The organism is Rheinheimera pacifica (genome assembly GCF_024809855.1).
Lineage (GTDB): Bacteria > Pseudomonadota > Gammaproteobacteria > Enterobacterales > Alteromonadaceae > Alishewanella > Alishewanella pacifica_A.
In genome coordinates this window covers 135,948-156,726 of record NZ_JANUEM010000007.1, presented here as the reverse complement: position 1 = coordinate 156,726, position 20,779 = coordinate 135,948, and the positions used below count along the sequence as shown (strand labels likewise).

The 20,779-nt window shown below is 47.5% G+C and carries 14 protein-coding genes; all 14 read right to left on the bottom strand.

Features of this window, described 5'->3' with window-relative positions; all coding sequences use genetic code 11:
- Window positions 1-4: 4 nt before the first annotated feature.
- The 14 genes from M2404_RS11400 to M2404_RS11335 all read right to left on the bottom strand — a co-directional run bounded on the left by M2404_RS11400 (window position 5) and on the right by M2404_RS11335 (window position 20,770).
- Complete coding sequence (locus M2404_RS11400) at window positions 5-1,129, bottom strand: glycosyltransferase family 4 protein (RefSeq protein WP_259239860.1); 1,125 nt, start codon at window positions 1,127-1,129, stop codon at window positions 5-7.
- Window positions 1,126-2,493, bottom strand: coding sequence for a phosphohexomutase domain-containing protein (locus M2404_RS11395; RefSeq protein ID WP_259239859.1), 1,368 nt, complete (start codon window positions 2,491-2,493; stop codon window positions 1,126-1,128). The genes M2404_RS11400 and M2404_RS11395 overlap by 4 nt, the downstream gene beginning before the upstream one ends.
- Window positions 2,494-2,497: 4 nt before the next feature.
- Window positions 2,498-3,904: a mannose-1-phosphate guanylyltransferase/mannose-6-phosphate isomerase gene (locus M2404_RS11390; RefSeq protein ID WP_259239858.1), complete on the bottom strand. Its 1,407-nt coding sequence runs from the start codon at window positions 3,902-3,904 to the stop codon at window positions 2,498-2,500.
- 23 nt (window positions 3,905-3,927) lie between these two features.
- Window positions 3,928-4,956 (bottom strand): acyltransferase family protein, encoded by a 1,029-nt coding sequence (locus M2404_RS11385; protein ID WP_259239857.1) that lies wholly within the window; start codon window positions 4,954-4,956, stop codon window positions 3,928-3,930.
- Between the two features lie 8 nt (window positions 4,957-4,964).
- A complete protein-coding gene (locus M2404_RS11380; protein WP_259239856.1) occupies window positions 4,965-6,020 on the bottom strand; it encodes a glycosyltransferase in 1,056 nt (351 codons plus the stop codon).
- Entirely contained in the window at window positions 6,020-6,808 is a 789-nt protein-coding gene (locus tag M2404_RS11375) for a WecB/TagA/CpsF family glycosyltransferase (RefSeq protein WP_259239855.1), read from the bottom strand. Before M2404_RS11375 ends, M2404_RS11380 begins: the two co-directional genes overlap by 1 nt.
- A gap of 11 nt (window positions 6,809-6,819) precedes the next feature.
- A complete protein-coding gene (galU, locus tag M2404_RS11370; RefSeq protein WP_259239854.1) occupies window positions 6,820-7,791 on the bottom strand; it encodes a UTP--glucose-1-phosphate uridylyltransferase GalU in 972 nt (323 codons plus the stop codon).
- A 133-nt stretch (window positions 7,792-7,924) separates the two neighbouring features.
- The gene (locus M2404_RS11365; RefSeq protein WP_259239853.1) at window positions 7,925-9,127 is read right to left on the bottom strand and encodes a class I SAM-dependent methyltransferase; all 1,203 of its coding nucleotides are present in this window, start codon (window positions 9,125-9,127) and stop codon (window positions 7,925-7,927) included.
- A 74-nt stretch (window positions 9,128-9,201) separates the two neighbouring features.
- Window positions 9,202-9,717, bottom strand: a complete 516-nt coding sequence (locus tag M2404_RS11360) for a cell division protein ZapC domain-containing protein (RefSeq protein ID WP_259239852.1) — start codon at window positions 9,715-9,717, stop codon at window positions 9,202-9,204.
- Window positions 9,718-9,834: 117 nt separating this feature from the next.
- The gene (gene pyrD / locus M2404_RS11355; protein WP_259239851.1) at window positions 9,835-10,845 is read right to left on the bottom strand and encodes a quinone-dependent dihydroorotate dehydrogenase; all 1,011 of its coding nucleotides are present in this window, start codon (window positions 10,843-10,845) and stop codon (window positions 9,835-9,837) included.
- Window positions 10,846-10,909: 64 nt separating this feature from the next.
- A complete protein-coding gene (locus M2404_RS11350) occupies window positions 10,910-15,748 on the bottom strand; it encodes an NAD-glutamate dehydrogenase (protein WP_259239850.1) in 4,839 nt (1,612 codons plus the stop codon).
- A gap of 221 nt (window positions 15,749-15,969) precedes the next feature.
- Window positions 15,970-18,291: an efflux RND transporter permease subunit gene (locus M2404_RS11345; RefSeq protein WP_259239849.1), complete on the bottom strand. Its 2,322-nt coding sequence runs from the start codon at window positions 18,289-18,291 to the stop codon at window positions 15,970-15,972.
- Window position 18,292: 1 nt separating this feature from the next.
- A complete protein-coding gene (locus M2404_RS11340; protein ID WP_259239848.1) occupies window positions 18,293-19,327 on the bottom strand; it encodes a WD40/YVTN/BNR-like repeat-containing protein in 1,035 nt (344 codons plus the stop codon).
- A gap of 81 nt (window positions 19,328-19,408) precedes the next feature.
- The gene (locus M2404_RS11335; protein ID WP_259239847.1) at window positions 19,409-20,770 is read right to left on the bottom strand and encodes a DUF1329 domain-containing protein; all 1,362 of its coding nucleotides are present in this window, start codon (window positions 20,768-20,770) and stop codon (window positions 19,409-19,411) included.
- Window positions 20,771-20,779: the final 9 nt, after the last annotated feature.

Sequence of the window (20,779 nt, the reverse complement as noted above, 5' to 3'; positions counted from 1 at the left end):
TAAGTTAGTTTAACTGGCTTTGCGCAGCCAGATTGTCATAACCGAGCTGCTCAAATACCTGTTCGGTTTGGCGGGCAGCTTCAGGCCAGTTAAAACGCTGCTGATTCTGCAGGGCTTTAACTGACAGCGCACTGAATAACGCATCATCATGTAACAGTGCATACATATGTTCAGCCAGAGCCGCTGCATCTTCAGGGTCGAAAAACAGCGCACCATCACCGGCGACTTCGCGCAGTACCGGAATATCTGCGGCAATTACAGGTGTACCGTGAGCCTGGGCTTCAACAACCGGTAAACCAAAGCCTTCATAACGGGACGGAAATGCCAAAAACCGCGCCCGGCTGTATAGCTCACTAAGCTGGCCATCGCTTAAGTAACCCAGTGAAACAGGTGCAGTGCCATGTGGTATGGCTGCGACAAAACGGGCAAAGTTACCCTGAGTATCTGCCCCAACATGCTTAACCTCAATACTGCGACCACTATGGCGCAACAGCCCCAGCGCCCTTACCAGAGTATCAGCCCCTTTATTAGGCGAAACATTAGCCACAAAAAGGCCAAAGCTGTGGCGTTTTTGTACATCGCTGTCGATATTTTCCGGTATTGTCAGACAAGGCCCTTCACCAATAACGACCGTTTTAACGGCAAATTGTGGGTAGTACCGTGCCACATCGTTACGGGTATTTTGTGAGACACAGATAATTTTGTTGGCGCTACGACACGTTAACGGATAAAACAACTGCCACCATAAGCGATGATGCCGCTTGTAAGAGGCCGGTGAGATATTGAAATACAGGTCATGTGTTACGCTAACTTTGGGCCAGCTGCCGATAAAACCACCTAAGGGGTTGCAGTTAAACTCGGCATCGGCCTGGTGCTGTTTCATCTGCTGCGGCACTAACCAAAGCTGGCGCAACAAGTTACGTGGCGTAGACTCAATATAAGGTACCGATACCACCGTTAACCCCGGGTTGCGCAGCGCCACCGGCAAACATTCCTCTGACCAGGAGGTAAGCAGCACATACTGATGCTGCTCTGATTTCAATAACTCGGCCAGTAACGAGAATAAATACTTGCTGATGCCGGAAATACGGTTGGATGGCTCCAGCAAATGATTTATCAGGATTTTCATGACGCCACCAGCAAGGTACTGATTTGCTCTGTGTAATAACTCATTAATGCAACATCGGCGCGGCTTTCCACGTTTAACCGCACTACCGGTTCAGTATTTGAGCTACGCAGATTAAAACGCCATTCGGCAAACTCAAGGCTGATACCGTCGGTGCGATCAACGACCAAAGCATCGGCCATGTAGTGTTGCAGTACCCGCTCAATAGCAGCTTTGGGATCGTTAAGCGTAAAGTTAATTTCGCCTGACGACGGAAATGCCGCAATGCGCTCATTCACGAGTTGTGATAAAGGCTGCGCTTTAAGGCAAATCAGCTCGGCTACCAGTAACCAGGGGATCATACCGCTGTCGCAATAGGCAAAATCACGGAAGTAATGGTGCGCACTCATTTCACCGCCATACACCGCATCTTCCAGGCGCATCCGCTCTTTTATAAAGGCATGGCCGGTTTTTGACTGGATAGGTTTGCCGCCAGCCTGAATGGCCAGATCAATGGTATTCCAGGTTAACCGTGGGTCGTGGATTACACTGGCACCGGCGTGCTTTTGCAAAAAAGCTTCGGCCAGTAAACCAACAATATAGTAGCCTTCGATAAACTGGCCACGCTCGTCAAACAGGAAGCAGCGGTCAAAGTCGCCGTCCCAGGCTATACCAAAGTCGGCTTTATGCTCCAGCACCGCCGCACGGGTATCCGCGCGGTTTTCTACCAGCAGCGGGTTAGGAATACCGTTCGGGAACGTTGCGTCCGGTTGATGATGAACCTTAATAAAACTCACCGGCACCTTAAGCCGGTTAAAGGCCTGCTCCAGCGCATCCACAACATGACCAGCCGCGCCGTTACCGGAGTTAGCCACGATACGCAGTGGTTTAATATTGGCTAAATCGATATAACCAAGCAAATGTTCAATGTAGGCATCAAGCACCGATTGTTTGGTATAAGTGCCCTTTTTAGCCACTTGCTGAAACTCGCCCTGCTCTGCCAGTTGCTGAATAGCAAATAAACCACTGTCGCCACTAATTGGCCGGGCACCGCTTTGCACCAGCTTCATACCGTTATAATCAATCGGGTTATGGCTGGCGGTAACTTCAATACCGCCATCTACCTTTAGATGAAAAGTGGCAAAGTATACTTCTTCGGTACCGGTCATACCGATATCGATAACATCACAGCCAGCGTCCATCAGACCTTCAGCCAGTGCCAGCTTCAAGTCTTCTGATGTAGCACGTACATCTGCGCCTAATACAACCTGACGTGGTTTAAGGTAGTCGCCAAAAGCGCGGCCGATGCGATAAGCCACATCGTTATTTAGTTGTTCACCCAACTTGCCGCGAATATCATACGCTTTAAAACAGGTTATTTTTTGCATTGCCTTAAGCCCTCCCATAGCGATCAGCAAAGCGCACAATATCATCTTCGCCAAGATAAGAGCCAGACTGTACTTCAATCAGTTCCAATGGCACTTTGCCGGGGTTTTCCAGCGCATGTACTGCCGTGATCGGGATATAAACTGACTGGTTCTCAGTAACAAACTGCTCTTTATCGTCAATTGTGACTCTGGCCGTGCCCGATACCACTATCCAGTGCTCAGCACGGTGATGGTGCATTTGCACCGATAGCTTGGCGCCGGGTTTTACCGTAATACGTTTCACCTGAAAACGCTCGCCGTTATCAACAGAGTCATACTTACCCCAGGGCCGGTATACTTCGCGGTGAAATATTGCCTCACTACGGCCAGCTTCAGCCAGTTGGTTAACAATCTGTTTTACCTGCTGCGCCTTATCTTTGTGTGCTACCAACACCGCATCTTTGGTGCTGATCACAATTAAATCTTCAACACCTATTGCTGCCACCAGTTTGTCGTCACTGTGGATGTAAGTGCCACGGCTATCCAGTGCCAGCACATCACCATTTAGCACATTATCCCCGGCATCTTTCTCAGACACCTGCCACAGGGCTGCAAAGCCACCGACATCATTCCAGCCAGCGTCCAGTGGCAGCACTACGGCATGCTCTGTGCGCTCCATTACGGCATAATCAATCGAGTCTGCCGGGCAAGCCGCAAAGGCAGCTTTATCCACACGCACAAACTCTAAATCGGGGGTTTGCTCTGCCATTGCCGCTTCACAGGCGGCATAGATATCCGGGCGGAACTGTTGTAACTGCTGTAAATACACATCGGCACGGAACATAAACATACCGCTGTTCCAGTAATATTCGCCGCTTTGCAGGTATTGTTCAGCAGTTGGCAGATCTGGTTTTTCCACAAAACGCTGCACTGCAAAGGCATTAGCTACTTGTGCACCACGCTTGATATACCCATAGCCGGTTTCTGCACTGGCTGGCACTATGCCAAAAGTAACCAACTTACCGTCTTGTGCCAGCGGCAAAGCTTGCTCTGTTGCCTGCTGAAAGGCTTTGGTATCGGTAATTACATGATCTGCCGCCAGTACCAGCAGCACGGTATCAGCATTATTTTGCTGACGGGCACGCATCGCAGCCAGCGCAATGGCCGGTGCTGTGTTGCGGCCAACCGGCTCCAGCATAATATCGGCTTTTTTCAGCCCGAGCTGGCGCACCTGCTCAGCAGCAATAAAACGGTGATCTTCGTTGCAGATAAACAACGGCGCACCGTGTTCTAGCCCCTTTAGGCGCAATACTGTTTGCTGCAACATGGTGTGATCACCGGTAAGTGGCAGAAACTGCTTGGGGAAATTACCACGGGACAACGGCCATAAACGGGTTCCGGAGCCTCCGGCCATAATTACAGGTGTAAACATAATAACTCCTTTAACAAAATGCGTTACCAACCAATAACCCGCCTGCTGTATGAGCCCAGCACTTTTTTTATGCTCCAGGCCAGCAGTAAGGTGGCAGAAAATACTGCCAGGGTAAGAATGTGCCAGTACAAAAAACCAGAAAATGTATTATTTAACAATCTCTTAAAAACAGCTATCACAATCGGGTGTAAAAAGAATATGGCAAAGCTGGCTGAGGCAACCAAATCGACTAACCGGTGGCGCTGTTGCCAGTGCCGCTCAAACAGCAACAAAATAGCCACCGCCTGCATGATTTTCTCAATAACTTTTAAATCGATGCCAGCATAAGTAAAAAAGTATTTATGTGCATTGTGAGCAATGCCCAGATAAGCGCTCTGATACACCGATAACAGTATTGATGCCAGCAGCAAACACCACGGCAACCATAAATAGCGTTCACGCAGCAAATCAAAATGGCGGTTAAACACCATGCCAAACATAAACACCGGCAAAAAATAGACAAAACTCTGCAACGGGTTAAGATTATCCTCGGCCCGGTGCACAAACATTGCCAGCAGCAATAAGGCCGTAACCATAATCAGCTGCACCCTGCTGCTCAGGTAATAAAACCTTACCAACAGTGGTGAAACAGCAAACACCAGCAAAATAAACGGGATATACCAATAACCGGTAAATACGCGGCCGGTTAGCAAATACTTAAAGAACGGCAGCAGGTACTGATAATAAAAACCGTCTCTGTCATCCACAAAGTAGCCAGGATATTGCACCACTACCGCAAAACAGATCACCGGCACCGATATCCATATATAAGGTGAGGCAATATTACGCCATTTCCTGGCAATAAAATCTGCGTACCGAAATGTACTCACATTAAGGTGAGCAAACAAAAAACCACTGATAAAGGCAAAAAAGAAGGTGCCGCCGGGTATCATATACAAATACACTTTTTGCCAGGTTTGCTCCGGGTACCAGTTTGAGATCCAGAAGCAATGACCAAACACGATCAGAAAAATAGACAACGCCCGAAAATTATTAATACCGTGATAAAACACTGCCGCTCCTACTCCCTGAAAAGCACACTGGCTGCTTGTTTATCAGCAGCGGCTAAGGCATTCCAGCGCTGAATATTTTGCTGGGCAAGCTCACTTTGCTGTTGTATTTGCACCGTATCGCTACAAAAAGTAATAATTTGTGCTGCTGCCTGTTCAGCATCGCTGACATCGACCAGCAAACCCGACTCACCCAGCACTTCAGCAAACACCGGAATTTTTGCTGCCACCACGGCAATACCGCTGTACTGCAGCTCCAGCAACGGCAGGCCCAGCCCTTCGTCATGCGAGGTAGACAGGTAAAATGTCGCGCTGTCGAGCAGTGTTTTTATCTCATCAGCTGACAAATAGCCGCGGCAAAATATACCTGCGGTATTTTGTAGCAAACTGGCATCCGGGCCCCAGCCAAGCCGGCCAACAATATGTAACTCTATGCTGTCGCCAAGGCGCTGTTTAAGCGCGTTAAAAATAGCGATCGCAGCAGAGTAGTTTTTGCGTGGCTCAACCGTGCCCAGCATCACAATTTTAAGCTTGCTCAAATCAACACTGTTATAACGCCCGCTGTTGTGCGGCAACGCAAAAACATTACGCACCTGCGGCCTGAGCATAATTATGCGCGCATCACTCTGGCAGAACTGCTGTAAATCCTGTTTGGTTTTTAGTGAATTGACAAAAAAACTATCAAGCCGCTTTACCGCAAAAGCAAATGACGGTCGCATATAGTAACGGGCACGCGAGTTAAGCTCCTGCTGGCGGGTGAGCAAAAACACGTCATGGATATAGGGCACCAAACGTTTTTTCAATAACAATGTAGCCAGAATAGACGGCGGAAAACCGGGTGTAATAATCAAACTTTTCGGGTACTTAAGCGCTGCATACAAAATACCGAACCACTGCTGGAATAACATGCCACCAATGCTGCTGGCTTTTAACCGCACAACCTGACAACCACCCAAAGCTTCGTCAGAAAACAGCTCTTCGGTAATACGCTCGATACCGGTGGTTTTACGCCCCAGGTGAGAGCAGTCAATAATCGCGTCTGGTAGCGACATTTCAGGCGCAGACATCAGCGGCTCTCCTTTGCAATATGGCGGTACTCTGTTAAAGCTATGCGCACAAAAGCCCATGAATCAATTAAATAGCGCCGTGCCAGGCGGCGTGGATCTGATAATAACCGCCATAACCATTCCAGGCTGACACGCTGCACCCACTGCGGAGCCCGCTTTGCGGTACCGGCAAAAAAATCCAGTCCGGCCCCAAAACCAAAACCGTACATACCAGACAGTTGCTCCCGGTACCGCTGCATCCACAATTCAGACTTAGGCGCACCTACGCCAAAAAACAGGTGCGTAGTACCCATAGCGGTTATTTTTTTCAGCATCTCATTGCTGTACACGCTGTCTTTTTCAAAACCAAATTTTGGCACCAGCACGCGTTCCCCGGGAGTGCTGTAGCCTTGCTGTGCCAACCATTGCCGCAAATAATCGGCGGTAGCTTCATTGGCACAGACAAAAAATGGTGCATGCTGGCCCAGTGTTAACGCCGCTAAAATTGCCGGAAACAGATCTGCACCGGTAATACGCCCCGGTGTAGCAATGCCAAGAGACTTAAGCAAGCGCACAACCGGAAAGCCATCTGCCGTTACCAGCCAGGCATTGGTGCAGGCGTGTTTAAATTCATGCTGGCGACGCATGGTTACCATATGGTCAACATTGGTTGTCACCACTAAGCGCAGTGGTTCATGTGGCGGCGTTACCTGTTTAAGGCTTTGCACTATCTCGTTTTGCGCCAGCAGGCAAAAACGCAGCCCGGCTACCGGCTGGCTTTTTTTGATCAGGAAGGAGTGTTGCGTCATGGTAGCCACCTTTACACCGTTTTTAGCAGTTTCAGATGTTTTTTATCTTTGTTCAGATCCGCAAAGATACGTTCAATTGTGGCGCGCAAAGGCTTGGCGTATAAGTCATGCTGCAATGCATATTCAAGATTAGCCTGAATTAAACCCAGCTTGGTGCCGCAGTCATGGCTTTTGCCGACAATATGATAAGCTTCTATCGTTTCACGCAGGCATAACTGGTAAATGGCGTCAGTCAGCTGAATTTCGTCGCCGGCCCCCGGTGCAATATGCGCCAGTAAATCCCAGATATGCTCTGACAATACATAACGGCCGGTAATAGCAAAGTTGCTTGGTGCTGCATCAACTGCCGGTTTTTCTACCATATCGCTGATCACTGCGCTGGTACCGGCACGTAAACTGGCGTCCTGCAGATCTACCACACCATATTGATCGACCATGTTGCGCGGCACCGGTTCTACCATAATCTGGCTGGCTCCGGTTTCACTATAGCGCGCCATCATTGCTGCCAGGTTATCTACTTTCAGATCGCTCTGATGCTGATCAATCAGCACATCCGGCAACAAAATAGCGAAAGGGTTGTGTCCCACTACCGGATACGCGCACATAATGGCGTTGCCCAGCCCCAGCGCAACCGGCTGGCGCACAGAAATCAGCGTGACATTCTTTGGCACTATGCTACGCACTTCGTCCAGCAGTTGCCGCTTTACCCGCTTCTCCAGCGTAGCCTCAAGCTCAAAGCTGGTATCAAAATGGTTTTCAATGCTGTTTTTTGAAGAATGGGTTACCAGCACTATTTCTGTCATGCCTGCAGCGACCGCCTCCTGCACCACATGCTGAATTAACGGTTTGTCCAGCACCGGTAGCATTTCTTTCGGAATAGCCTTGGTTGCTGGCAACATCCTAGTACCTAAACCGGCTACAGGGATCACTGCTTTGGTGATTTTAGCACGACGAAGATCAGTGGGTGGTGTGACAGTTTTCATAGCCTGAGCATCCTGTTTCTGACAGTAACAATTTACTGATTAATGCTTAACAGGGTTAAGCGTTCAGGGCAGACTACAGGCTAGCGAAGTTCGAAGTCAATTTTGTATAGGTGAAGTTTTTGTGATTAACGCGTTATGAAATTTCATGCGTGATATTCAGCAGGCGTTCAAGATAGTGTTGCTCTATACCATAAAACTGTTTTATTTCAGAAACTTGCTTCAGCATATTCTCTCGGTTATATTTTTGCTTGTTTTTTGTAGCCAAAATCATCTTATTCTTACTGGTATGTTCCAGCGATACAAACTCAAACACCTTGGTAGTATAGCCGGATGCCTCAAGTAATAAGGCACGCAGACTGTCGGTTACCATTTCGGCTTCCTGGCCTAAATGGATACCATGTATTAACATTGGTGCCAGTACTGTCGGCATTTTCATCTGTGGCCGGATCTGTTTATGGCAGCATGGCGAGCACATAATAATATCTGCACCAGTAGCAATACCCATATGAATGGCGTAATCAGTGGCAATATCGCAGGCATGCAACGCTATCATCACGTTAATACCGCGGGCTTTAAAATGCTTCACGTCGCCCTGCTCAAACGCTATGCCTTCAAGGTTCAGCTTCGCTGCAGTGCTATTACACAAATCAACCAGATTCTGCCTGAGCTCAACCCCGGTAACTTTGGCATCCAGCCCCAGGGTACCGGTAAGATAATCGTGCATAGCAAAGGTTAAATAGGCTTTACCTGAGCCAAAATCAGCCACATGCAGCTGTTTTTGTGTACTCAGGCCAGTGTCTTGTACAGCACCGGAGAAAATCTCAATGAATTTATTAATTTGCTTCCACTTACGCGACATTGCCGGTATCAGTTGCTGGCGGGCATCGGTAACCCCCAATTCCTGCAAAAATGGTCTGTCCAATGTCAGGTAACGATGTTTTTCGCGGTTATGACCAGCTTGCTGCACAGCTACCGGCTGAGCTAAGCGCTTGTTTTGATACAGCACTTTACCCTTTTTACTAATGCTAAGCTGCGCTTCAGCATCAGCAGTAAATAAATTAGCCGCATAAAACTGCACACCTAACAGCACCTTAATTTCGTTGATTGCCTGTTCAGCCGTATAGTTATGCGTTACGTCGTTAGTTTGATATTTATAGGTAAAACTAAGCTGCCATTGTTGTTTCAGCTCTACCGGTCTTATCTGTAATTGTTTTAATGGCTCTGTACCCTGATATTTACTCAGCACCAGTTTATGCAGCTGTTTTGCTGCAATAGCACTGCTAAGCCGGGCAAAAAAAGGCTCAAGTTCGGCCGAAGTTTTTTCAATAACAGGCATACGGGGTTCCGCGACAACAAAATTGCCGCTAGTGTAGTCGGATCTGTACTAAAGAGAAAGAACGCCGGTAAAAATCAGGCGCTATAGCGATAAGGCAATGCCACATCCAATGCAGTGACACGGTTGCGCAGCACACGTATTACCTGCAAACGTGGCAATGCTTTACCGGCCAGTGTATTGATTTCACCCAGCAATAAACAGGTTACACAATCAGGTTCAGCAGCCAGCACCAAGGCATATTGGTTCGTTAATCCGCGCAGTATAACCACATCATGCTGAGCAGCATTGCATTGACTGCCCTGCTGAAAATACCAGCTTTTATGCGCCAATTGCTGTAAAAATGGCGCACACAGTGCCGTAAGACATAACTCCAGCCGCACAGCAGCGGGTATATCCAGTTGTTGCAGACTCTCATCTATAGCCCAGAAGGTTTCAGCTTCAGCCATAGACAATGGCTGCTGCTGTGGCTGTTGTATTAACTGGCTGGAAGTAAAAGGCGAACAGAACTGTGCCTCATCGCTGATATCCAGCAATAAGCGGTCTTTAGATGAACAGTAAGTCCAAAACCAGCGTTCCGATGGCCTGAGCATAGGTTTCCCTGTGATATGTTAAGTAGACTATTTATCAAATAGTTATAGAAATACACTAAGCTGATCAAGAAGTTAAAGACTGTTTTGTTCTAACATCACAAGATCAGCTACTGATCCTTATAAGCTGGTTACGATCTGTTTTAGCAGTGGCGGGCCTTTATAAATAAAGCCGGTATAAACCTGCAATAAATTGGCCCCGGCATTGAGTTTGTCCTGTGCCGATTGGGCATCGCTAATACCCCCCACGCCAATAATCGGCATAGCGCTACCTACAGCGGCACGCAGCTGGCGCAGCACTTCAGTGCTTTTATCTCTTACCGGTAACCCGCTCAAGCCACCTGCTTCGGCGGCGTAACGCTGGCCTTGCACCAGGCTTCTGTCCAGCGTGGTATTGGTAGCAATAACCCCGTCCATTTTGCTTTTAAGCAGGGTTTCGGCAACCTGATTTACTGCTACCAGATCCATATCCGGTGCAATTTTTACAAACACCGGCACATATTTATCATGCTGCACCTGCAAATCCAGTTGTTCATTTTTCACACTTTGCAGCAAATCGTACAAAGCATCACCAAACTGCAGATCGCGTAAACCCGGCGTGTTGGGCGATGAAATATTCACAGTAATATAGCTGGCATGGGCATACACTTTACGCATACAGTGCACATAGTCATCTTTGCCCTGCTCGTTCGGTGTATCTTTGTTCTTGCCGATATTAATACCCAGTACGCCCTTGTAACTGGCTTTTTTTACATTCTCTACCAGATAATCGACGCCTTTGTTGTTAAAGCCCATGCGGTTAATAATGGCCTGAGACTGAGGCAGACGGAAAATCCGCGGCTTGTCATTACCCTGTTGTGGTTTTGGCGTTACAGTACCTACTTCAATAAAACCAAAGCCCATCTGGCCAAAAGCATCAATACATTCGGCATTTTTATCCAGCCCGGCAGCTAAACCCAGCGGGTTGTCAAAGTGCATACCCGCTACGGTAACCGGCTTTAATGGCAAGGCTTGCCGCCATAACGCTGCAACAGGCGTATGAGCCAGGCGCTTTAAGCCGCCAAGGGCAAAATTGTGTGACCATTCAGCGTCACAGGCGAACATCAATTTCTGTGCTATCGGATAAAACATAAACGGCCTTATAAAAACAAAAAAATACCCCGGACAAGCCGGGGTATTGTAGCCAGTAAGGTTGTTATTTTACAGGGTCACAGTGGTGACTTAACAACATTAATTCACGTAATGCTACTGAGAACTTAGCAAACTCGTGGTTTTTCGTGGTTTTAAACTCAGCCAGCATCAGGCGCCAGCGCTCAAGCAGCGCTTCATGCTCAGTCAGCCAGCTGTTAATAACTTCATCAGCAGCACAAGCCTTACCACAACTGCGCACCACTACGGCAGATAATGCACGTTGCTGCCAGTCCAGCTCTTCACGGTAGGAAGCGCGCGCCAATGCCTGCCAGTGGTTAGCCACCGGCTGGTTGGTGATTTGCTCCAGGAACCAGTGCAGATCCAGCTTATCGCCCAGCTTAAAGTATATTTCTGCCGCCATAGCCAGTGGTACTTTCTCGGCATCAACCACCTGAGCAATATCCATTACCGAGAACACCGTGCTCAGTTGTGCCAGATATTGCGCAATATCTTCCGGTACGCCCTGCTCTGTCAGCACAGCTTGTTTTTGCTGTAACTGCTCAACTTCAGTTTGTGCCAGATAATTACCCAGCTCTTTATTCAGCTGCTGATAAGCCGGTTTGAAGAAATCCAGCGTCTGCTGAATGTCCAACGCCTTATTACGGTGACGCAGGAACCAGCGGGTAGCCCGGCGCATGGTGCGGCGCAATTGATGGAACAACTTGCTTTGCAGTGGCGCTGCAATAATATTGTCCAGTTGCTCAATCTTGCGCCACATGGCTGACACATCAAACAGATCACGGGCAATGGCGTAGCACAGTGTTACTTCACCAACACCGGCACCGGTTTCTTCCAGCATACGCTGGGCAAAATTCGGCCCCATTTCATTCACCATCATATTGGCCAGTTTAGTGGCAATAATTTCGGCTTTCAGTGGGTGGGTTTCCATTTCTGCAGCATATTTATCCTGCAGCATTTGCGGGAAGGCAGCAAACAACTGACGCTTAAAGTAGTTGTTTTCATAGATCTCCGGCAGTACCAGGCGCTCTTTTAACACCATCTTGCCGTAAGCTGTCAGAATAGACAGTTCAGGCCGGGTCAAACCCTGGCCTTTTGCCATACGGTCTGCCAGTTCATCGTCTGATGGTAAAAACTCCAGCTCGCGGTTTAACTTACCTTCTTTTTCCAGCACATGAATAAAGCGGGTATATTCTTTTAACTGCTCTGCACCAAGTAATGACGATACACTGATACTCTGGGTTTGACGGTAACAATCTTTAATAACAATAGCTGCGACATCATCTGTCATATCAAACAGTATTTTGTTGCGCTGTTTCAGTGTTAAATCGCCGCCGGCTACCAGCGTGTTCAGCAAAATTTTGATGTTTACTTCGTTATCCGAGCAGGTTACACCACCAACGTTGTCAACGAAGTCGGTATTGATCTGGCCGCCATTCATGGCAAATTCGATACGGCCACGCTGAGTGCAACCTAAGTTACCACCTTCACCGAAAATTTTTGCTTTAAGCTCCTTACCATTTACCCGCAGCGGCTCTGACCCCCGATCACCTACTTCTGCATGGCTCTCGCTGGTGGCTTTAACGTAAGTACCGATACCGCCGTTCCAGATCAAGTCAACCGGCATCATTAATGCCTCACGGATCAGCTCGTTCGGTGTCATGCTGGCTTTAGTGGTGCCGAGCATTTCTTTCATTTGCGCTGAAAGTTTAATCGCTTTGGCACTGCGCAGGAAAATACCACCACCTTCTGAAATTAATGACTTATCGTAGTCATCCCAGGTTGAGGTTGGCAGATTAAACATGCGGTTACGTTCTTCCCAGCTTTTTGCTGAATCAGGATTCGGATCAACAAAAATATGCATATGGTTAAACGCTACCTGCAAACGGATGTGTTTTGACAGCAACATACCATTACCGAATACGTCACCGGCCATATCACCTATGCCGACACAGGTAAAATCTGTTGTTTGGCAGTCAATGCCAATTTCACGGAAGTGGCGTTTAACCGACTCCCAGCCACCGCGCGCGGTAATACCCATTTTCTTGTGGTCATAACCGTTAGAACCGCCGGAGGCAAAAGCATCGCCCAGCCAGAAGCCATATTCTTCCGAAATACCGTTAGAGATATCTGAGAACGTAGCTGTACCTTTGTCTGCCGCGACTACCAGGTACGGATCATCTTCGTCATGGCGCACCACGTCTTTGGGCGGCACTATGGCACCTTGTACGATGTTATCTGTGACATCCAGCAAACCACGGATAAAAGTGCGGTAGCAGTCTTTGCCTTCATTGAGGAAAGCTTCGCGGCCACCGGTTTCCGGCAGCTTTTTACAAACAAAGCCCCCTTTAGAACCGGTAGGTACAATTACCGTATTTTTAACCGTTTGTGCTTTTACCAGGCCCAGCACTTCGGTGCGGAAATCTTCACGCCGATCAGACCAGCGCAAACCACCGCGAGCGACTTTACCAAAGCGCAGATGCACACCTTCTACTCTTGGCGAGTATACGAAAATTTCAAACATTGGTGTTGGCAGTGGCATATCCGGAATTAAACCAGACTTAATTTTAAAAGAGATATAGGGTTTATCGTTACCCTCGGCACTCTTCTGGAAATAGTTGGTACGCAGTATCGCCTTAATCATATCGACAAAACGGCGCACGATACGGTCATCGTCAAGGTTAGCCACGTTTTCCAACTGAGAAGCGATCTGCTCTTCCAGTTTGTCGGCTACCTTGCTGCTGGCTTTGGATTTAGGATCAAATTTGTTGTTAAACAGCTGAACCAGTAAATTAGCCAGTTCGGCATAACGGGCAAAAGTGCTTTCAACATAAGACTGACTGAAAGTACCACCTATTTGCCGCTTATACTTAGCCAGGGCACGTAATAATGACGCTTCGCGGCCGGTTAAACCAGCACCAAGGATCAAACGGTTAAAACCGTCATCTTCCAACTGGCCAGCCCATACTTTGGCAAAAGAATCCTGGAATGACTGCTGGGCAGCTTCAAAATCGGCCGGTATCGCGCAGTTTAACTCCATAGCGAAGTTTAAAATCCAGCTGACGCTGCCATCAGCACATTTAACCGCGTATGGCGTTTCACCAATTACACGCAGGCCAAAGTTTTCCAGCATCGGCAATACATCAGATAAATGAATAGGATGGTCTTTATGGAACAGGTTCAGCCTTACCGCTTTGCTGTCGGCTTTTTCTTCCTGTGGCCGGTAAAACAGCATTTCCAGTTTGTGATCATCATTTAATGCTTCAAGCTTGCCGATATCAACCAGCGCGTCATTTGGCAGCATTTCTTCTTTGTAGCTACGCGGGAAGGCATTAACGTACTTGCCAATCAGTTCACGGCCACGGGCTTCACCATATACACCCAGTAAGGCGCTTTCTAATTTATCTTCCCAGGTGCGGGCCGCTTCAACTAAATTACGCTCAATTTCTTTCACTTTATACTCGACATGGCTATCGTTGATCCGCACCAGATAATGGGTGCGTGCCAACACAGATTCAGAGAAATAAGTTGTAAACTCAACCGGTTCTGCGCTTCCGAGCGCTTGTTGTAATATGGCCTGGGTTTCTTTACGCAACTGGGTGTTGTAACGCTCGCGCGGCACATACACCATGGCAGTAACAAAGCGGCCGAAGCTGTCTTTGCGCATAAACAGGCGCGTCATATCGCGCTCTTGCATTTGCAGCACACCCATAGCGACATGCAGCAACTCATCTGCGGTTGCCTGAATAAGCTCATCACGCGGATAGGTTTCCAGAATATTCAGCAGTGCTTTATATGCATGAGTACCTGCGGCAAACTCAGATTTTTGCATCACGGCGGCAAGCTTGTTTTTCAGCAGTGGAATATCTGCAGCACTGTTGTTGTACAACGATGACGAGTACAAACCGATAAAGCGGTCCTCGCCAATTACCTTGCCATCTTTATCAAACTTTTTCACACCGATGTAATCAATGTACGCCGGGCGATGTACACGGGATTTATTATTGGTTTTGGTCAGGATCAGCAAGCTGTTACTGATAGCTTGCTTACGGCCGGTTTCCGGCAGTTCCGACAACATCAGATCGCGTGCTGCAGAACGGCGCATTAAACCCAGTGACGTATCATCAATGCCACTGATCTTATAGTCACCCTTTACCGGGCCAATGGTGTATTCGCGGTAGCCCAACAACGTAAAGTTATCTTTGGCCAGCCAGTTTAAAAACTCGGTAACCTCTTTAATATCTTCAGCAGAAGCTTTACCTGATTGCTTAGGCAACGCTTTAATGACCTGCTGCAGTTTGTCCCGCGCTGGTTGCCAGTCTTGAACGGCCAGCGAAACATCTTCCATTACCGAGTGCAGTTCATCGGTTAAGCTGTCAATCGCGGCTTTGCCTGTCAGGCGGTCAATTTCAATATGAAATACCGTTTGCTGGGTGCTGGCTTTAGCTTTGCCGCCCAGTTTAAAGAAATCAGTAATTTGACCTTTGCTGTCACGTTCAGTTTGTAATGGATAGTGCAGCAACAAATGCGCAGCAATCGACTGGCGGTTTAATGCCATGCGCACTGAGTCCACCAAAAATGGCATGTCTTTAACCACTATTTCTACGATAGTGTGTTTAGACTCCCAGCCATGCTTGGCAATTTCCGGGTTAAATACCCGGATCATCGACGCAGGTTCGGCATGACCATTAAAAGTCTGCCATAAACTCAGCGCCGCGCCGTATAAATCGCTGTCATTACGGCCCACTAAGTCTTCATTCGACATGTTGCCGTATAAGGTGTAAGCGAATTTTTCAACCAGGCTCACCTGGTCCTTCACTCTTTGTTTAATCAGTTTGCTAACGTTTTGTAGTAGAACAGAGGGTTGACCGTCTATCAGTGCCATTTTTTTATCCTTTTTGCAGTCACCGCTTTAGCAGCAGGATGTACCGAACATACCGGATCGTGTCAGCTGCGCAGTGTAGTGCCAATTGTAGCGCTTTTCGAGTACTATTTGGGGCTTTTGTGCTGGTTAAACCAGTGATTTTTAAAGGCTCTGACAACTTATTCACCCTCTTTAAATAGAAAATGGCCTTTCGGCCATTTTCTTGTTTATTCATGCAAAAATTATTTCGCCTTATTGCGCCATAAAAATGCAGCCAAGGCCGGTAGCACTAAAATGGCGCCGAGCATATTAACGATAAACATAAAGGTGAGCAGAATACCCATATCTACCTGAAACTTCAGCGCTGAAAACACCCAGGTACTTACACCTATAGCTAAGGTAATGCCGGTAAACAGTACAGCACTACCCCGCTCTTTTAGTGCTTCAAAGTAGGCCTGACGTACTGGCATACCGTCACGCAGCATTTGTGTCATATTTGACAGGATATAGATACCATAATCAACACCAATACCTACGCCCAGTGCAATAACCGGTAAAGTTGACACTGTCAAACCAATCTGCAGTTTTGTCATTAATGCAGTAGCCAATACCGATACCACATACAAGGGTAAGATTACCGAAATAGTTGCACGCAATGAACGGAAACTCAGCAAGCATAAGAGGATCACAGCGCCGTAGACATACCACATCATAGGCTGCTGGGCTTCTGATACCGCCTCGTTAGTTGCTGCCATTACCCCTGCCGGGCCAGATGCCAACATAAAGCGCGTTTGCCCGTCGCCCAGTTCAGCGCCATATTTTTTAGCCGCTGATATCACCCGCTCAATAGTTTCTGCCTTATGGTCATGTAAAAACAGTATCACCGGCATAACAGAACAGTCTGCATTGAGCAAGCCAGTACTGGTTTCCACCCTGGATGAAGCCTGAACCAGACTCTGTGTATTACGGGGTAACACCCGCCATTTCAGATTGCCTTCGTTAAACGCAGCATTAATCGACTTTGATACAGACGCCAGTGACACTGCAGATTGCACGCCCTCAACATTCTCCATTAGCCACTGGAAGCGGTCGATTTTGTCCATAATGTCATGCTCAGTACAGGCACTGGAAATCGTCTCAACCATCACATTCAGATAATCAACTGAGATGGCATAACGATCTGTGATTAAAAATGTATCCTGGTTATAGCGTGAATCTTCATGTAATGCCGGTGCACCTGCATGTAAGTCACCAATTTTAAGGGACTGGCTCTGCATATAACCAAAAACAAATAACGCGGCAGTAACCAGCAAAATAACGGCTGCATATTTGCGGGTAGCAAAAGCCGACAGCGCAAACCAGATTTTATCTGTTTTAGGTGTAGGTGCAGCTGCACGTTCCTGATAACGCTTACTGAACTTAACAAAAGACATCAGTACCGGCAGCAATATCAGGTTAGTCAGAATAATGACTGCCACACCTAAGCTGGCGGTAATTGCCAGTTCGCGAATCACGCCAATTTCAATAATAAGCAGGGTTAAAAAGCCTACGGTATCAGATAACAGCGCCACGCCGCCTGGAACAAGTAGTTTTCTGAAGCTGGCCTGAGCCGCTGTTTTAGCGTTCATCCCGGCGGCAACCCGCTTGCCGGTAGAGTTAATCATCTGTACGCCATGGCTGACACCAATGGCAAATACCAGAAATGGCACCAGAATTGACATCGGATCAATGCCAAAACCCAGTACCGATAGCAAACCCATTTGCCAGATCACGGCAATCAGCGAACAGGCAATAGGTAATATAGTCAGCATCAGTGAGCGGCAGAAAAACAGCACCATCACCGAGGTTATAGCAATAGCGATGGCAAAAAATACCAGCACGCCTTTGGCGCCATCAGCCACATCGCCAACCATCTTGGCAAAACCGATAATATGTACACTGATGCTATCGCTTTGGTATTTCCCGCGGATATTTTGCTCCAGCACTGAAGCAAAATTAATAGTATCCAGCTTTTCGCCGGTATCAGGATTAACTTCAAGCAATTGGGCAGAAATCATGGCACAGCTGTAATCATCAGCCACCATACGGCCTACTACGCCTGCTTTCTCGGTATTTTCTTTAACTTTGGCAAGGCCTGCTGCATTGGCAACAAAATCGGCTGGGATCACAGGCCCACCGGCAAAACCATCTTCAACAACTTCAACAAAACGGGTACTTGGGCTGAATAATGATTTTACCTGCACCCGGTCAACACCCGGAGTGTACAGCAACTCATCGTGAGCCTGGCGTAAGGTGTTAAAGAAGCCAGCATTAAAAATATTGCCGCTTTCATCACATAATGAAATCAGAATATTATTCGCGCCACCAAAGTCTTGAGCATGACGCAAATAAGTCTGCATATATTCATGTTTTAGCGGGATATTTTTTGTAAAAGCAGCATCCAGCTTAATGCTGGTGGCTTTAAACAGTAAAAATAGCGTTGCCAGCAAAAATGCGACAATGACCAGAGCACGCTGACGAAACAGCGTATACTCAAACTTATTAACCAAACGATTTAAACTCATCTTATTTCAGTTCACTCAGGTTGATCGTTCTGACACCGGTTTCTGTCACCAGTACTAACAGGTTATGCCATACCAGGCCGTTGATTATGGCTTTACCATCAGCCTGGGAGTAATCTTTAAAACTTGCGGCACCATCACGACTGATCAATAAAGTACCAGCATTACCAACCAGATAAACTGCACCATTGTCATCGGAAAATGCACTGTTTAATGTTGCATGCCGGCTGAGCGCTATTTGCTGCCAGTGCATGCCTTGGTCCTGGCTGATAAACGCATGCCCGCGTAAACCAACCGCCAGTAGTGCCATTTGTGCTGTGCGTGTTATGTCAAATAAAGAACCGTTGTAAAACGCATCAAGCCTTTGCCAGCTATCACCAAAATTCACACTTTTTGCGGCAAACCCCGCCTCACCAATCATGTATAACGCGTCATCGTCAGCATAAAGCCGGTTAAAATGCGGTAACAAAGCCTCTGTTTCAATTTGGTAACTCTCTGGATCTGTCTCTTTAAGCTCAGCTAAATATTCGCGCTCTTCTTCAAGCAACAGTTCTTCATGAAAATGCTTATGCCAGCTGTTACCGCCATCATCTGTACGATAAAAGATACCGTAGGCTCCTACGGCAATACCTTTTTTGGCATCAGCAAAATAAATATCAAACAACGGCTTGTCGGTTTCTGGTGCATAGTGCTGTAGCTGCCAGCTTGCACCACCGTCTTCAGTTACCAGAATAGTGGCGTCATGGCCAACTGCCCAGCCCTGCTGTGGATTAATAAAATACACACTGTTCAAATTCGACTGTACCGGCACTTGTGCCTGAGTCCAGCTCTGGCCGTCCTGGCTAAGCAGAATATGCCCACGTTCGCCTACAGCAACTAATAGCTGCCCATTTACCTTTACAAGATCTGTCAGTAGTGCCTTGCTTGCATGCGGCATCTGATATGCGGCCTGAGGCTCGCTCTGCTGCGCTTGTGTGATAAATGGTGTAACGGTAGCTACAGCAGTTGCTGCCAGTAACCAGATGAATTTATTCAACATAATCTGAGCATTTACTCTATTAAACTTTCTAAATAAAAACGGTTGGCACTAAGCCAACCGTAACCGGGCTAACACTTTACTTTAACGTGTACCTTCACGACGCAGCGCAGCTGGTGTGAAATCAGCATCTGTCAAATTAACAGAGAAGTTATACATTTTATCTTCGTTATCCAGACCCAAAGCGATATAACGCCGTGAATTAAGATCGTGATAAACCTCTAACGTACTCCAGTGCGTTGGCACTTCATAGTAGTTCAGGCCATGAGCCACTGCGACACGGTATAATTCATTACGGTTGTCATACAGATCCGCAACATGGATTTGCCAGCTGTCTTCATCAATATAAAACACTCGTTTGCCGTAGACATGACGGGTATTCTCTTTTAATACTGCTTCAACTACCCAGACCCGGTGTTTTTCCCAGCGAATATATTCAGGGTTAATATGACCGGGCATCAATAAGTCAGCATATTTAACCTCATTACTGTGCAGCTTGTAGTCGTTGTAAGCAATATACATTTCCTGCTTGCCTTTCAACGTCCAGTTGTAACGATCAGGCGAGCCGTTAAACATATCAAAATCATCTGTGGTACGCAGACCATCAGACGCCGTACCCGGTGCATCATAAGCAACATTGGGTGCACGGCGCACACGGCGTTGGCCTGTATTATATGTCCAGGCCTGACGTGGAGTTTTTACCTGGTCCATGGTTTCATGCACTAACAATGCAGTGCCTGCCAAACGGGCCGGTGACGTTACTCCCTGCTTAAAGCGGAACAGTATATTTTCGGCAGTCAGTGCTTCAGCTGTTGCAGTAGGCTCTGAGTACTTAAACATTATCTGTTCATCAAAACCGATGATCGTATAAGCGCCCGCCGCTGTAGGTGCAGCCTGGCCACCATTACGGCTTGCTGCTACACCGCGATAACGCAGCAGGTGGTTCCATACTGCTTCCAGTCCATTTGCCGGGATCGGAAATGGAATACCGATAGCCGCGTTAATAATGCCGTTACCGCCTTCAATCAGCTCGGCTTTGGTGGCAATATTTTTTGTCGCATCGTAAACATACTGTGGATAGGATGCCGTGCGGCGTGTTTGATAGATATTCATCTTGTATGTATCAGGATAAATTTCAAACAGCTTAATCTGGCCTGGGCTTAACAAATTTTTATGCTGATCCAGATTTGATTTGTCGATGGTTAATATAATCTTATCATCGGCAAAGGGGTTAGGATGATGCATACCAGGAGTATAACCGGCAGGCGCAGCGGTAATGCCGCCATTCCATGCAGGAATAGAACCGTCGGCATTACCGGCTTTTTCTGCTCCAAGCGGTGTTAAATCATTGCCCAGTCTGGCGGCCTGCTCAGGCGTAATTTTTGCTGCAACAGAGCAACTTAACACCAGAGCCATGGCTGACGAAATTAGGGTGAGTTTCTTCATAATTAGTGC

What these genes read in the sequence shown, in the direction of transcription:
- M2404_RS11380 (WP_259239856.1), bottom strand. Translation starts at nt 6,020, where the DNA reads ATGTCTGCGCCTGAAATGTCGCTACCAGACGCGATTATTGACTGCTCT.
- M2404_RS11360 (WP_259239852.1), bottom strand. Translation starts at nt 9,717, where the DNA reads ATGCTCAGGCCATCGGAACGCTGGTTTTGGACTTACTGTTCATCTAAA.
- M2404_RS11375 (WP_259239855.1), bottom strand. Translation starts at nt 6,808, where the DNA reads ATGACGCAACACTCCTTCCTGATCAAAAAAAGCCAGCCGGTAGCCGGG.
- M2404_RS11335 (WP_259239847.1), bottom strand. Translation starts at nt 20,770, where the DNA reads ATGAAGAAACTCACCCTAATTTCGTCAGCCATGGCTCTGGTGTTAAGT.
- M2404_RS11350 (WP_259239850.1), bottom strand. Translation starts at nt 15,748, where the DNA reads ATGGCACTGATAGACGGTCAACCCTCTGTTCTACTACAAAACGTTAGC.
- M2404_RS11340 (WP_259239848.1), bottom strand. Translation starts at nt 19,327, where the DNA reads ATGTTGAATAAATTCATCTGGTTACTGGCAGCAACTGCTGTAGCTACC.
- pyrD (WP_259239851.1), bottom strand. Translation starts at nt 10,845, where the DNA reads ATGTTTTATCCGATAGCACAGAAATTGATGTTCGCCTGTGACGCTGAA.
- M2404_RS11365 (WP_259239853.1), bottom strand. Translation starts at nt 9,127, where the DNA reads ATGCCTGTTATTGAAAAAACTTCGGCCGAACTTGAGCCTTTTTTTGCC.
- M2404_RS11390 (WP_259239858.1), bottom strand. Translation starts at nt 3,904, where the DNA reads ATGTTTACACCTGTAATTATGGCCGGAGGCTCCGGAACCCGTTTATGG.
- M2404_RS11345 (WP_259239849.1), bottom strand. Translation starts at nt 18,291, where the DNA reads ATGAGTTTAAATCGTTTGGTTAATAAGTTTGAGTATACGCTGTTTCGT.
- M2404_RS11400 (WP_259239860.1), bottom strand. Translation starts at nt 1,129, where the DNA reads ATGAAAATCCTGATAAATCATTTGCTGGAGCCATCCAACCGTATTTCC.
- galU (WP_259239854.1), bottom strand. Translation starts at nt 7,791, where the DNA reads ATGAAAACTGTCACACCACCCACTGATCTTCGTCGTGCTAAAATCACC.
- M2404_RS11395 (WP_259239859.1), bottom strand. Translation starts at nt 2,493, where the DNA reads ATGCAAAAAATAACCTGTTTTAAAGCGTATGATATTCGCGGCAAGTTG.